Annotated in this window: 13 protein-coding genes; 9 read left to right on the plus strand and 4 right to left on the minus strand. The window is 61.3% G+C overall.

What is annotated here, in order from left to right:
* The first annotated feature begins 41 nt into the window (after positions 1-41).
* From rpsD to dsbD, 5 genes are all read left to right on the plus strand, one after another.
* Complete coding sequence (gene rpsD, locus B0B13_RS13665) at positions 42-665, plus strand: 30S ribosomal protein S4 (protein WP_013434810.1); 624 nt, start codon at positions 42-44, stop codon at positions 663-665.
* A 133-nt stretch (positions 666-798) separates the two neighbouring features.
* On the plus strand, positions 799-1,776 hold the full coding sequence (locus B0B13_RS13670) for a DNA-directed RNA polymerase subunit alpha (protein ID WP_076785628.1): 978 nt from the start codon (positions 799-801) through the stop codon (positions 1,774-1,776).
* Positions 1,777-1,941: 165 nt separating this feature from the next.
* Positions 1,942-2,337, plus strand: a complete 396-nt coding sequence (rplQ, locus tag B0B13_RS13675; RefSeq protein WP_076785627.1) for a 50S ribosomal protein L17 — start codon at positions 1,942-1,944, stop codon at positions 2,335-2,337.
* A gap of 155 nt (positions 2,338-2,492) precedes the next feature.
* The gene (gene cutA, locus B0B13_RS13680; protein WP_076796831.1) at positions 2,493-2,843 is read left to right on the plus strand and encodes a divalent-cation tolerance protein CutA; all 351 of its coding nucleotides are present in this window, start codon (positions 2,493-2,495) and stop codon (positions 2,841-2,843) included.
* A complete protein-coding gene (gene dsbD / locus B0B13_RS13685; protein ID WP_076796832.1) occupies positions 2,836-4,701 on the plus strand; it encodes a protein-disulfide reductase DsbD in 1,866 nt (621 codons plus the stop codon). The genes cutA and dsbD overlap by 8 nt, the downstream gene beginning before the upstream one ends.
* Positions 4,702-4,907: 206 nt before the next feature.
* On the opposite strand, the gene hemB is transcribed toward dsbD, so the two are convergent.
* Complete coding sequence (gene hemB / locus B0B13_RS13690; protein ID WP_076796833.1) at positions 4,908-5,909, minus strand: porphobilinogen synthase; 1,002 nt, start codon at positions 5,907-5,909, stop codon at positions 4,908-4,910.
* A 218-nt stretch (positions 5,910-6,127) separates the two neighbouring features.
* Positions 6,128-6,796 carry a ribosome biogenesis GTP-binding protein YihA/YsxC gene (yihA, locus tag B0B13_RS13695; protein WP_076796834.1) on the minus strand — a complete coding sequence of 223 codons (669 nt, stop codon included), beginning with the start codon at positions 6,794-6,796 and terminating at the stop codon, positions 6,128-6,130.
* A gap of 202 nt (positions 6,797-6,998) precedes the next feature.
* Between yihA and B0B13_RS13700 the strand changes: the two genes are divergently transcribed.
* From B0B13_RS13700 to ccsB, 3 genes are read left to right on the plus strand one after another with little or no spacing between them, the layout of a single operon-like run.
* The gene (locus B0B13_RS13700) at positions 6,999-7,658 is read left to right on the plus strand and encodes a c-type cytochrome (RefSeq protein ID WP_076796835.1); all 660 of its coding nucleotides are present in this window, start codon (positions 6,999-7,001) and stop codon (positions 7,656-7,658) included.
* A 34-nt stretch (positions 7,659-7,692) separates the two neighbouring features.
* The gene (locus B0B13_RS13705; RefSeq protein WP_076797334.1) at positions 7,693-9,972 is read left to right on the plus strand and encodes a cytochrome c biogenesis protein ResB; all 2,280 of its coding nucleotides are present in this window, start codon (positions 7,693-7,695) and stop codon (positions 9,970-9,972) included.
* Between the two features lie 5 nt (positions 9,973-9,977).
* Positions 9,978-11,225 carry a c-type cytochrome biogenesis protein CcsB gene (ccsB, locus tag B0B13_RS13710; RefSeq protein ID WP_139337012.1) on the plus strand — a complete coding sequence of 416 codons (1,248 nt, stop codon included), beginning with the start codon at positions 9,978-9,980 and terminating at the stop codon, positions 11,223-11,225.
* Positions 11,226-11,299: 74 nt separating this feature from the next.
* Here ccsB and lysA read toward each other — a convergent pair whose 3' ends face one another.
* Entirely contained in the window at positions 11,300-12,562 is a 1,263-nt protein-coding gene (gene lysA / locus B0B13_RS13715; RefSeq protein ID WP_076796836.1) for a diaminopimelate decarboxylase, read from the minus strand.
* Between the two features lie 3 nt (positions 12,563-12,565).
* On the minus strand, positions 12,566-12,889 hold the full coding sequence (lptM, locus tag B0B13_RS19830) for an LPS translocon maturation chaperone LptM (protein ID WP_076796837.1): 324 nt from the start codon (positions 12,887-12,889) through the stop codon (positions 12,566-12,568).
* 35 nt (positions 12,890-12,924) lie between these two features.
* On the opposite strand from lptM, the gene cyaY reads away from it, so the two are divergent.
* Positions 12,925-13,260, plus strand: coding sequence for an iron donor protein CyaY (gene cyaY, locus B0B13_RS13725; protein WP_076785618.1), 336 nt, complete (start codon positions 12,925-12,927; stop codon positions 13,258-13,260).
* The last annotated feature ends 25 nt before the right edge of the window (positions 13,261-13,285 follow it).

A 13,285-nucleotide genomic window follows, 5' to 3' on the forward strand; every position in this document is an offset into this window, starting at 1 on the left:
ATCGGCCAGATCCGCGTAAATCAACGTTAAGGAATTGCAAAGTGGCACGCTATACCGGTCCGAAAGCAAAACTGTCCCGCCGCGAAGGCACCGATCTGTTCTTGAAGAGCGCGCGTCGCTCGCTCGCCGATAAGTGCAAGCTCGATAGCAAGCCGGGTCAGCATGGTCGTACGTCGGGTGCACGCACGTCCGACTATGGTCTGCAACTGCGCGAAAAGCAAAAGGTGAAGCGGATCTACGGCGTGCTCGAGCGCCAGTTCCGTCGTTACTTCGCCGAAGCCGATCGCCGCAAGGGCAACACCGGCGAAACGCTGCTGCAACTGCTCGAGTCGCGTCTGGACACGGTCGTGTATCGCATGGGCTTCGGCTCGACGCGTGCTGAAGCGCGTCAGCTGGTCAGCCACAAGGCGATCACCGTGAACGGCCAAGTGGCGAACATCCCATCATTGCAGGTGAAAGCTGGCGACGTGGTGGCCGTGCGTGAGCAAGCGAAGAAGCAGACGCGGATTCAAGAGGCGTTGTCGCTGGCCGAGCAAAACAACTTCCCGGGCTGGGTGTCGGTCGATGCGAAGAAGTTTGAAGGCACCTTCAAGCACGTGCCGGAGCGTAGCGATATTGCCGGCGACATTAATGAAAGCCTGATTGTCGAGTTGTACTCGCGCTAATCGTATCGACGGCCGAGCTGCTTGTCCGCGCGGGTGCGCCCGTGTGCGCCGGTGGCCCGGCTGTTCGTTTTTCAGGTTGTCACCGGTCAGCCTTATCGGTGTAACGAGCCGAGGGTATTGAAAAGGAAAACCTATGCAAACCAGTTTGTTGAAGCCCAAGATCATCGCAGTGGATTCGCTTGGCGACAACCACGCGAAAGTGGTCATGGAGCCGTTTGAACGCGGTTATGGCCACACCTTGGGTAATGCGCTCCGGCGTGTTTTGCTATCGTCAATGATCGGCTATGCGCCGACCGAAGTGACGATCGCCGGCGTCGTTCACGAGTATTCGACGCTCGACGGTGTGCAAGAGGACATGGTCAACCTGCTGTTGAACCTCAAGGGCGTGGTGTTCAAGCTGCACAACCGCGATGAAGTGACCGTCACGCTGCGCAAGGAAGGCGAGGGTGTCGTGACCGCCGGTGACATCGAAGTGCCGCATGATTGCGAGGTCATCAATCCGGAGCACGTTATCGCCCATCTATCCAAGGGCGGCAAGCTCGACGTGCAGATCAAGGTCGAGAAGGGTCGTGGCTATGTGCCGGGCAACGTGCGCCGCTATGGCGACGAAAGCACCAAGGTCATCGGTCGCATCGTGCTCGATGCGTCGTTCTCGCCGGTTCGCCGAGTCAGCTACGCGGTCGAGAGTGCACGGGTCGAGCAGCGTACCGACCTGGACAAGCTCGTGATGAACATTGAGACCAATGGTGTGATTTCGCCAGAGGAAGCGATTCGTCAATCGGCTCGCATCCTAGTCGACCAGTTGTCAGTGTTCGCGGCGCTGGAAGGCACCGAAACGACGGCTGAAACGCCGTCGCGCGCACCGCAGATCGATCCGATTCTGTTGCGTCCGGTTGACGATCTCGAGCTGACAGTGCGCTCCGCGAACTGTCTGAAAGCCGAGAACATCTACTACATTGGTGATCTGATCCAGCGTACCGAAAACGAGTTGCTGAAGACGCCGAACTTGGGCCGCAAGTCGTTGAACGAGATCAAGGAAGTGCTCGCTTCGCGTGGTTTGACGCTCGGCATGAAGCTGGAGAATTGGCCGCCGGCTGGCCTCGATAAGTAATCGGCGGGCGTTGCTGCCCGTTGTAATGAACTGGCAACGACGCGGATATTCTTTTAGAATCCGCGTCTTGTCTTATCCCGTACCGGCCCGTGCGCGCTCCTCGTATCTCATATCGAGTCGCGCAATAGAAGAGCTGGATCAAAACTTTGAATCAAGGAAACTGAAATGCGTCACCGTCACGGTTTGCGGAAACTGAACCGCACGAGCAGCCACCGCTTGGCGATGCTCCGTAATATGTCGAATTCGTTGATCGAGCATGAAGTCATTAAGACGACGCTGCCCAAAGCAAAAGAGCTTCGCAAGGTCGTCGAGCCGCTGATCACGCTGGGCAAGAAACCATCCGTCGCGAACCGCCGTCTTGCCTTTGCGCGATTGCGTGATGACAAGTCGGTATCGAAGTTGTTCGAAGTGCTCGGTCCGCGCTACGCTACGCGCCCGGGTGGCTATCTGCGGATCCTGAAGTTCGGCTTCCGCGTCGGCGACAACGCACCGATGGCGCTGGTTGAGTTGGTTGACCGTCCAGTCGTCGAGGAAGCAGCGGAAGCGGCAGAAGCCGAATAAACGCTGCGTCCGCAAATCAAAAAGGCCAAGCTTAGCTTGGCCTTTTTGTTACATGGCGCACTTGGAGGCGAGTTTGGCGCACGAGCATGGCACGCACGGGTGTTACGATATCGCGGTAGAGGCGGCGTGTTCAACAGGTCGTCGCTCATCATTCAATGATGCCGGAGGAACATGTGACATCGACCGTCATCCTGATGCTTACGACATTACCCGATGCCCAGGCGGCGTCGACGCTTGCTCGCACCGTATTGGATGCCCGGTTGGCGGCCTGTGCGACGCAACTTGCGCCGTCGCGCTCGGTTTATCACTGGCAAGGCGAGCTCGAGCACGCGGACGAGGTGCCGCTGTTGTTTAAGACGGCGGTGACACGTGCGTTCGAGTTGGAAAAGTTTATTGCCGCAAATCATCCGTATCAGACGCCGGAGATTCTGTCCTGGTCCGCTGCGTCGTCGCCTGCCTACGCGTTGTGGGTCGACACGGAGACATCACGTCCGATATATGTTTAGTCCGTCTTTCAGACGTTCAGCCGCCGCGTCGTGGTTGACCGGGATCGCGCTGATTATCGCAGCGCTGTGGGCAACCCTGGCGTCCCGCGCCGCGTGGGCGAGCGATGGGTTTCTCGATCCACAAGACGCGTTTCAGTTCAGCTCGCTCGAAAAGCCGGGGACGGTCGAGTTGCATTTCCGCATTGCCGACGGCTACTACCTGTACCGTGAACGCTTTGCGTTTGCCGTCAGATCGGGCGATGCCGCGCTGGGGGTGCCACAGCTGCCGCCCGGCAAGGTTAAGTTCGACCAGACCTTCAATAAGGACGTCGAGACGTACCGCGGCAACCTTGTCGTCACGGTGCCCATTACCCGCACGGGCGGCGCATTCGATCTTATCGTGACGTCGCAGGGCTGCGCGGACCAGGGGATTTGTTACCCACCGGCCGAGCACGTCGTGCATCTGAGCGGCCCGGCGGTAAAGGCTGGCGTGGCAGGTGCGACGACGACCGGTGGCGGCAACGCACGATCGGGTCCGTTGATCGAGCGCTTTTTCAGCGCCGACGATGCGCAGGCAGTGTTGCAACAGGACGGATTATCGGCCGTGCTGGCGTTTTTCTTTGCCGGTGGCATTGTGTTGAGTTTGTTTCCCTGCTCGCTGCCGATGATTCCGATTTTGTCATCGATCATTGTTGGCCAAGGGGCTCACGTGACGCGTGCGCGCGGCTTCACGCTGTCAGTAGCCTATGTGCTTGGCATGGCGCTGGTGTACGCGCTGCTCGGCGTAGCGGCCGCGGCGATCGGCCAAAGTCTCGGGGCGTGGTTGCAGAATCGCTGGGTGCTCGGTGTCTTCGCGATACTGATTGCGGGGATGGGGGGCTTGTTGTTGGCTGGCCGGGATATTCAGTTGCCACAGGGGCTGCAGGATCGCGCCAATGCGCTATCGCAGCGCCAGGCGGGGGGGCGGTTTGCAGCCGTCTTTGTCATGGGGGCGTTGTCAGCCGTCGTTGTCGGCGCATGTATGACCGCGCCGCTAGCTGCGATCCTGCTATTCATCGCGCATACCGGCAATATCGGCGTGGGCGCCGCGTCGCTGTTCGCAATGGGCCTCGGCAATGGCGTGCCGCTGTTGGTCGTTGGGATCGGGGCTGGTGCGCTGCTGCCGCGTGCAGGTCGCTGGATGGACGCCGTCAAGCGCATTTTCGGCATGATGCTGCTGGCCGTTGCGCTGTGGCTCGTTACACCGGTGTTGCCTGGCACGATCTCGATGTCGCTGGCGGCGCTGTGGCTGATGGTCACGGCAGCGCTCCTGCGGCTTTTTGATTGTTCGGCCGGCACGGCATCGATTGCGGCGCGATTGAGCAAGGGCCTGGCCGCGGCGCTTGCCGTGTGGGCTGTCGCGCTGCTGGTTGGGGCGGCTGCCGGTTCGTCGGATCCGCTCAGACCGCTCGCTGTCTTTGCCGGCGCGCGGACCGGGCCCGGGATCGCCGCAACGATCGCTGCCACTGTACCTGCGTTTGCCCCGGTCACGTCGACGGCACAGCTAGACCAGGTGCTGGGCGCGGCGCGGCGGCCTGTGATGTTGGATTTCTATGCGGACTGGTGCACGAGTTGCAAGGAAATGGAGCAGTTCACGTTCAGTGACGAGCGTGTGCGGACCAGATTGGCCTCGATGGACCTGCTGCGTGCCGACGTCACCGCGAACCACGCCGACGATCAGGCGTTGCTGCGGCGCTTCCGGCTGTTCGGACCGCCAGGAATCGTTTTCTTCGACGCTCAAGGCCGGGAACTGGCTCGCGTCGTCGGCTATCAGTCGCCGGAGCTTTTCCTGAAAAGCCTGGACCGCCTGATTGGCACCTCGTCTCCTGTCGCCGGCTAAGCGTCATAGAGCGAGCGCTACCGGCGATGTAACGCCGGATCATGCCAGAAGCGGGTCCTGCCGCTGGATTGCCCTAGCTGGGCCACCTTCGCAGGCTTGCGTTCGCTGGATCGCCCTTGCTAACTTGCTCTGGCTGGCTTGTGCCCGTTGGATCGCTCTCGCTGGCTTGCGTCCATTGCGATCGCGCCCATGCGAGGCGGGCGGCATCATCGATGCTGTTCCCGCAGGATACGGGCGGCATCCAGTGCAAAATAGGTCAGCACGCCATCCGCGCCAGCTCGCTTGAACGCCAGCAACGATTCCATGACGACCTTGTCGTGATCCAGCCAGCCATTTTGCGCGGCGGCTTTCAACATCGCGTATTCGCCGCTGACCTGATACGCATAGGTTGGAAAGTGAAATGTCTCTTTCACGCGGTACACGACGTCCAAATACGGCATGCCAGGCTTAACCATCACCATGTCCGCGCCTTCCTCGATGTCCAACTGGACCTCGCGCAGCGCTTCATCGCCATTGGCCGGGTCCATCTGGTACGTCATCTTGTTGCCCTTGCCCAAATTGGCCGCCGAGCCGACCGCGTCGCGGAACGGACCGTAAAAGGCCGACGCATACTTGGCTGCATAAGCCATAATCCGAGTATGGATATGGCCTTCGTTCTCGAGCATTTTGCGGATCGAGCCGATCCGGCCGTCCATCATGTCCGATGGCGCCACGATATCGACGCCGGCCTGCGCTTGCGTGCGCGCCTGCTCAACGAGGATGGCCGACGTCACGTCGTTGATCACGTAGCCATGCTCGTCCAGCACGCCGTCTTGTCCGTGGCTCGTGTATGGATCCAGCGCGACGTCGGTTAGCACGCCAAGTTCGGGAAAGCGGCGCTTGAGTTCGCGCACCGCCCGCGGGATCAGCCCGTCAGGGTTGGTCGCTTCCTGCCCGTCCGGTGTCTTCAGCGCGGGTTCGATCGCCGGGAACAAAGACAGCACCGGGATGCCGGCCTGGACACATTGTTCAGCCACGCCCATTAACAGATCGACTGACGTACGTTCGACACCCGGCAATGAGGCCACTGGTTGGCGAACCCGCGTGCCTTCGACGACGAATACCGGGTAAATCAGATCATCCGTCGTCAGGTGGTTCTCACGCATCAGGCGACAGGAGAAATCATCGCGACGCATGCGGCGCGGACGGTACTGGGGAAAGAAGCTCATGGGAGTGCGTATTCGAGTCGGTTGTCGGTGTCGGATAGATGGCGGTGCCCAAAACTTTTCAGGCCGTTGGTATATCATACCGAGCGAGGGCCGCACGATGTGCGGAACTCCCCGCTTCTCCTCCCTGAGCGGGTGCCTGTCGTTCTACGATTAGGCTGTTGACCCGCCGCGTGACGGCGGGTTTTTTTATCGGCATCCCCTTTATCGGCACTTCATGCCTATTTGCTCGCGTCGGGGCCGGATTGCGCATCCGCTTGCGAAGCGGCGTCAGGTGCCAGCCAGTGCTCCAGCAGTGCGTGAGCCTGGTCCAGGCCGATACGCTTGAGGGCTGAGAACAGCTGTATCGTGATCTCGCTGCGCAGACCGGCAGCCTGGTAAGCGGTGGCGGCTTTTTGCGCAGCGCGTAGAGCATTCATGCTTTCCTGTCGCGTCAATTTGTCGCATTTGGTGAGCAGCACGTGGATCGGCCGCGCGGTCGCGCCGAACCACTCGACCATGCGCCGGTCCAGTTCCGTGAACGGCCGCCGTGAATCCATCACGAGGATCAGGCCGCGGATTTGCGGCCGCGTCGTCAGGTAGGTGCTCAGTAACGCTTCCCAATGCGCCTTCGCAGCGCCGGGCACTTCGGCATACCCGTACCCGGGCAGATCTACCAGATGCGCGACGGGCGCGTCCGCCGGCCCGACCGCGAAGTAATTGATATGCTGTGTGCGCCCGGGCGTCTTGCTCGCGAACGCCAGCCGCTTCTGGTTGCATAACACGTTGATCGCCGTGGACTTGCCGGCGTTGGAGCGGCCAGCGAACGCCACTTCCGGCTGTATCGTCGCCGGCAGGTCGCGCAGATGGTTGACGGTCGTGAAAAAACGGCACTGATGTAGCAAGGGCATGAGATCACCAACAAGGCGGCGCAATGCAAGGGCAGTGGCCGGGCAATCCCGGGCTGGCATCATCGCGAATAGCGCGTTATTGTACAATGCGACGGTTTACTGACGATTCGATTGCGTGCCCGCCGGGTCGCCGGAGGCTGCCTACCGTCGTTTGTTGCAGAACCTCAGTTCTCTTCCCTACAAGACGAAACAAGGTGTGCGAATGAACCGATTGAGCAGGTCTGTGGTCGTGCTTCAGATGTTGGCAGGAATCGGTGCCGCGTCAGGATGGGCGGGGTTGGCAGGAGCGGCGGATGCGCCGGCAAAGCCGGACCTCAACCGAGGACAGGCCATTGCCGCCCAGGTGTGTGCGACGTGTCATGGCACGGACGGTAACAGCGCGAGCGGGGCATTCCCGAAGCTTGCCGGGCAGCACGCGGACTATACCGTTAAGCAATTGAGCGATTTCAAGACGCAGCCGGGCGCGGAGCAACCGGAGCGCAAGAACGACGTGATGGCACCTTTTGCCGCTGCGCTGTCAGACCAGGACACAGCGAACGTGGCGGCCTATTTCGCGTCGCAGCAGCAAACGCGCGGATTCGCGAGCGACAACGCGTTAGTGGCGGTGGGCCAGCGGATCTGGCGCGGCGGTATCCTCGAAAAGGGCGTGCCGGCGTGCGCGGGTTGTCATGGGCCTGCCGGCGCGGGGATTCCGGCGCAGTATCCGCGCCTGGCCGGGCAGTGGAGCGACTACACGATCGCGCAATTGAGGGCGTTCGCGGAAGGCACGCGCAACAACAATGTGCCGATGAGCCAGATCGCGGCACGGCTCAGTGATCATGAGATCAAGGCGGTGGCCGACTACATCAGCGGCTTGCGGTAATGCGGCGGCGGGCAGCGTCCGAATGGAGTGTGAATTGAGTGTTTCAACATCGGGCGTGCAGATTCGTACCGAACACCGGATTGTGCGCGACGCGATCGAGTTGCTCAGCTCGATGCGCTTTGCGATCAGCCTGTTGGTCATTCTGGCGATCGCGAGCGTCATCGGCACGGTGCTGACGCAGGAAGACCCCTACCCAAACTACGTCAACCAATTTGGTCCGTTCTGGGCCGACATCTTCCGCGCGCTCGGGCTATACACGATGTACAGCGCGTGGTGGTTCATGCTGATTCTCGCGTTCCTGATCGTGTCGATCTCGCTGTGCGTGATTCGCAATGCGCCGAAGATGATCGCCGACATGAAAAGCTGGAAGGAACGCGTACGCGAGGGCAGCTTGCGCGCATTCCACCACAACGCGGAGTATGTGGCAACGATGGACCGGGAACACGCCGCGCAGGCGCTCGGCGCGCTCGTGCGCCGGCTCGGCTACCAGATGCGAGCCGTGCCGCGCGACGAACCCGACGGGACGGCAACGCTGATCACTGCCAAGCGTGGCGCATTTAATAAGCTCGGCTATATCTTCGCCCATCTGGCGATCGTCGTCATTTGCCTCGGTGGGTTGCTCGACAGCAACCTGCCGATCAAGCTGCAAATGTGGCTATTTAACAAGACCCCTGTGCAGTCCAACCAGGTGATCAGCCAGATTGGCCCGGAGCACCGGTTGTCGGCGTCCAACCCAACCTTTCGGGGCTACGCCTGGGTGCCGGAAGGCCAGCATGTGTCCACGGCAATACTGAACCAGCAGAACGGTTCCCTGATCCAGGATTTGCCGTTCTCGATCGAGTTGAATAAGTTTATCGTCGACTATTACTCGACTGGCATGCCCAAGTTATTCGCCAGCGACATCGTCGTGGTCGACCATGATAGCGGCAAGCGCATCCCGGCGCGTGTCGAAGTCAACAAGCCGTTCGTCTACGACGGCGTGGCTATTTACCAATCCAGTTTCCAGGATGGTGGCTCGACCATGCGCATGAGCGCTTACCCGATGACTGGCACCGGCAGCCAGCCCGTGCCGCTTGCCGGGACGATCGGCGTATCGATGCCACTGGAATCGCTCGGACAGGGCGACACCGTCGAGTTCACGGATTTTCGTGCGATCAATGTCGAGAACGTGTCCAACGGCGCTGGGCAGAATGATGCGCGCGGCGTATCGCATCAATCGCTCAAACAGGCGTTTGATGAACGGTTGGGATCAGGCGCGAAGACCTCGAAACCGGTGGAGCTGCGCAATGTCGGCCCGTCCGTGCAGTTCAAGATTCGCGACAAAAGCGGGCAGGCACACGAATATAACAATTACATGCTGCCGGTGCTAATCGATGGCCAGCGAGTGTTCCTGGCAGGCATGCGCAGTCGTCCCGATGATCCGTTCCGCTACTTGCGCATTCCGGCGGACAACGCCGGCTCCGTCAATGAATGGATGCGGTTGCGCGCAGCGCTGGCGGATCCCGCCGTGCGCGACGAGGCAGCGCGCCGATTCGCCGTACGATCGATACCATCGGCCAGCAATAGCGCATTGCAGGGCCCCTTGCGCGACAGCGCCCAGCGCGTGCTCAACCTGTTCGCCGGCGGCGCGCGCCCCGACAGCATGCCCGCCGGTGCGCCCCCGAACGGCGGATTCCAGGCCGTGGCCGAGTTCATTGACCATTCGGTGCCCAGCGCGGAGCAGCCAAAAGCAGCCGAGTTGTTGTTGCGGATGCTCGAAGGGGCGATCTGGGAAGTGTGGCAGATTGCGCGGGAGCGCGCCGGGGAGCCGCCTGCGCTGTCTGACGCTGACAATACGCGTTTCATGCAAAGCGCCATTAACGCGTTGTCGGACAGTTTTTTCTACGGCGCGCCAGTGTACCTGCAACTTGACTCCTTCAAGCAAGTCCAGGCGTCGGTGTTTCAGCTGACCCGCGCGCCCGGCAAGCCTCTCGTGTATCTTGGCAGCATCCTGCTCGTGCTGGGCATCTTTGCGATGTTCTACGTGCGCGAACGCCGCTTGTGGATCTGGCTCAAGCCCGAAGGACAGCACGGCGGCACCCGTGTCCTGATGGCCATGTCCACGGCCCGCAGAACGCTCGATTTTGTTGGCGAATACGCGCGCATGCGCGACGCGCTTGGTGCGGTGCTGGGTGTGCGGCCGCTCGATGTAGGCCCGTCGCATGTTGCCACGTCCAATGCCGCTACGTGTTCGTCCAATGCCGGCGACGACGCGCCGTCGTCGCAAACGAGCGACACGTCGGCACCCACCTCCTTGCGATCCCCGCAAAAGTGAAGATTATGGATTTGACTCATTCATCTTCCCGGCCCGCCCGGGACTCAGCGGTGGATACGGCGTCACGCCCACCGTACGCCGCCCAAGCCACTGTGTCAGTTGAGGGGCCGTTGGCCGGGCTATCAGACTGGGATACCCGTGCGCTGCTGCACCGCCTGACGTTGCTCGACTGGTTGTTCGCGTTGCTGGTGATCGTGGGCGCGGGCTTTGCGCTGTTGCGCTATCACGCGTACATGAACGTGTATGACGTCGGCGTGTTGTGCGGTACCGCGCCGGCGTTGGTCGTGCTGGCTTGGCGCTGGAAGCCGGTTCGATGGCTGGCGCTGGGCATCGCGGTGCTGGCACTGTCCGGCGTGGCGCTGTATCGCGGCGACCTGGCACGGGCCGAGTCGACATTTTTCCTGAAGTATCTACTGTCGAGCCAGTCGGCGATCCTATGGATGAGCGCGCTGTTTGTCATCGCGACCGTGTTTTACTGGATCGGCACGCTGACGCGCTCGGCCTCGGGCGGCGCGATCGGCTCAAAGCTGACTTGGGCGGCGGTATGGATGGGATTCGTGGGAATGATGGTGCGCTGGTACGAATCGTACCTGATCAGTCCGGATGTCGGCCACATTCCGATTTCGAACCTGTATGAAGTGTTCGTGCTGTTTTGTCTGATCACTGCGCTATTTTATCTTTATTACGAATCGCATTACCGCACGCGAGCGTTGGGTGCATTCGTGCTGCTGGTGATCAGCGCGGCCGTCGGATTTCTGATGTGGTACTCGATATCACGCGACGCGCAACACATTCAGCCGCTCGTGCCGGCGTTGCAAAGCTGGTGGATGAAAATTCATGTGCCGGCGAATTTTATCGGCTATGGCAGCTTCGCGTTGTCGGCGATGGTGTCGGTGGCCTACTTGCTCAAGCAGCGCGGCATGCTGGACGATCGGTTGCCTTCGTTCGAATTGCTGGACGACGTGATGTATAAGTCGATCGCGGTCGGCTTTGCGTTCTTCACGATCGCGACCATTCTTGGTGCGTTGTGGGCTGCCGAGGCTTGGGGGGGCTATTGGAGTTGGGATCCGAAGGAAACCTGGGCGTTGATCGTTTGGTTGAATTACGCGGCCTGGCTGCACATGCGGCTAATGAAAGGGTTGCGTGGCACGCCGGCGGCATGGTGGGCACTGACCGGTTTGCTCGTGACGACTTTTGCGTTCCTCGGCGTCAATATGTTCCTGTCCGGCTTGCACAGCTACGGCAAGCTCTAGGCGGCGCCGCTGCACGGTGATGGCCCGATCGCGACCGCCGCGCGCCGGCGGTACCTTCTGAGCGGTCACCCTGTTCAGTCGGGCAGTGTCGATTCGCCGTCCATCAACTGCGCGAGCGTTTCGCGTCGGCGTGCCAAGTGCACCCGCGCGCCGTCCACAAGTAACTCGGCGGCTCGGGGGCGGGTGTTGTAGTTCGAGCTCATTACGAACCCGTACGCGCCGGCTGACCGTATCGCGAGCAGGTCGCCGCACGCCAGGGCGAGTGACTGATCACGAGCCAACCAGTCGCCACTCTCGCACACTGGGCCGACGATATCGTAGGTCACCGGTGACTGGCCATCGCGCGGCGCGACCGCATTGACCGCATGATACGCATCGTACATGGCGGGGCGAGCGAGGTCGTTCATCGCTGCATCGACGATCGCGAAATGCTTGACTGCTCCCGGCTTTAAGTATTCGACGCGGGTCAGCAAGATTCCCGCATTGCCGACCAGCGAACGGCCAGGCTCAAACCAGATTTCACGATGGCCATGTCCACGCCGATCGAAATGGTCCAGTATCGTTTTGACGAACGTGCCGATGTCCGGTGGCGTTTCGTCATCGTAGCGAATGCCTAGGCCGCCGCCGACGTCGATATGGCCGATTGGTGCGCCATCTGCCTCGACTTGCGCGACTAACTCGAGTACCTTGTCGATAGCATCGAGGTAGGGGGAAATCTCGGTGATCTGCGAACCGATGTGGCAGTCGATACCCGCGATGCGCAAGTGTTTCATGCCCAGCGCCGCGCGATACGCCGCACGTGCATCGTCGAAGGCGACGCCGAACTTGTTCGCCTTGAGGCCCGTCGAAATATACGGATGCGTCTTCGCATCGACATCGGGGTTCACACGCAGCGATATCGGTGCGATCTGGCCCGATTCACCGGCGACCTGGTTCAGTCGCGCCAATTCGGCCAGCGACTCGACGTTGAAGCAACGCACGCCCGCCTCCAACGCGATGCGCATCTCGGCGGTGCTCTTGCCAACACCGGAAAACACCACGTCGTGCGGCTTGCCACCGGCGGCGAGTACGCGCGCGAGTTCGCCGCCGGAAACGATATCGAATCCGGCGCCCAGGCGCGCAAACACGTTTAGCACGGCGAGATTGCTGTTGGCCTTGACCGCATAATGGATCTTCGCGCAGCGGCCGGTGCACGCGCTCGCATAGGCCTGGTATGCGTCGGTCAGCGCGGCGCGCGAATAGACGTAGAGCGGCGTGCCGTATTGTTCGGCGAGCTGGCCGGCGGGCACGCGTTCGACGTGCAGTTCACCGTTGACGTAGGCGAAGGCATTGACCATGAATCAGCGGGCAGGTTGGGCAGTATCGGAGGCAGACCGCGGGACAGACAGGTTGGGCGCGGTCCGAAGGCCGCGCTGCGATAGGTCGGGGGAGAGCGTCGCGGATGCGCCTATGGCACTGCTGGCCGCCGCCGCGGTGGCGGACGCCGGTTGTGCGATGAAAGCCGGCCGTTCAGGCAGCGGCGGCACACTGGGCAAGTACAACGGGCCGCGCTGTCCACAGCCCGCGAGCACGGCGACGCACCAGGCCACGATACCATACGATATCGCGATGGCACGTGCGAGCGGACCCGCTACAATGCCCGACAATCCTTGAACGACACGCATGACAGACCCTGTCAACCTAACCGGTGGAGTTTAGCATGACCGATACCGAATACCTGGAGCTGGCCGAACAGACGCTCGACGCCGTGCAGACGGCCATCGAGAATGCGGCCGACGAGGCGGGCATCGACGTTGAATGCGAGCGCAGCGCAAACGTGCTGACGCTCGAATTCGACGACGATTCGAAGATCATCGTGAATTTGCAGCCGCCGATGCACGAAATCTGGATCGCAGCGAAGTCTGGTGGGTATCACTTCAAGTATGTTGACGGCGTGTGGCGCGATACCCGCACATCGACCGAGTTTTTTGCGACGTTGTCCGCCGCGGTGTCGCTGCATGCGGGCCAGCCGGTCACGCTCGCGCGCGCGTCGTGAGCCGCCGCGCTGCGCATCATGCTTT

Origin of the sequence: Burkholderia sp. b14 (assembly GCF_900156195.1) — a bacterium.
Lineage (GTDB): Bacteria > Pseudomonadota > Gammaproteobacteria > Burkholderiales > Burkholderiaceae > Mycetohabitans.

What these genes read in the sequence shown, in the direction of transcription:
- B0B13_RS13670 (WP_076785628.1), top strand. Translation starts at nt 799, where the DNA reads ATGCAAACCAGTTTGTTGAAGCCCAAGATCATCGCAGTGGATTCGCTT.
- rplQ (WP_076785627.1), top strand. Translation starts at nt 1,942, where the DNA reads ATGCGTCACCGTCACGGTTTGCGGAAACTGAACCGCACGAGCAGCCAC.
- cutA (WP_076796831.1), top strand. Translation starts at nt 2,493, where the DNA reads ATGATGCCGGAGGAACATGTGACATCGACCGTCATCCTGATGCTTACG.
- dsbD (WP_076796832.1), top strand. Translation starts at nt 2,836, where the DNA reads ATGTTTAGTCCGTCTTTCAGACGTTCAGCCGCCGCGTCGTGGTTGACC.
- hemB (WP_076796833.1), bottom strand. Translation starts at nt 5,909, where the DNA reads ATGAGCTTCTTTCCCCAGTACCGTCCGCGCCGCATGCGTCGCGATGAT.
- yihA (WP_076796834.1), bottom strand. Translation starts at nt 6,796, where the DNA reads ATGCCCTTGCTACATCAGTGCCGTTTTTTCACGACCGTCAACCATCTG.
- B0B13_RS13700 (WP_076796835.1), top strand. Translation starts at nt 6,999, where the DNA reads ATGAACCGATTGAGCAGGTCTGTGGTCGTGCTTCAGATGTTGGCAGGA.
- ccsB (WP_139337012.1), top strand. Translation starts at nt 9,978, where the DNA reads ATGGATTTGACTCATTCATCTTCCCGGCCCGCCCGGGACTCAGCGGTG.
- lysA (WP_076796836.1), bottom strand. Translation starts at nt 12,562, where the DNA reads ATGGTCAATGCCTTCGCCTACGTCAACGGTGAACTGCACGTCGAACGC.
- lptM (WP_076796837.1), bottom strand. Translation starts at nt 12,889, where the DNA reads ATGCGTGTCGTTCAAGGATTGTCGGGCATTGTAGCGGGTCCGCTCGCA.
- cyaY (WP_076785618.1), top strand. Translation starts at nt 12,925, where the DNA reads ATGACCGATACCGAATACCTGGAGCTGGCCGAACAGACGCTCGACGCC.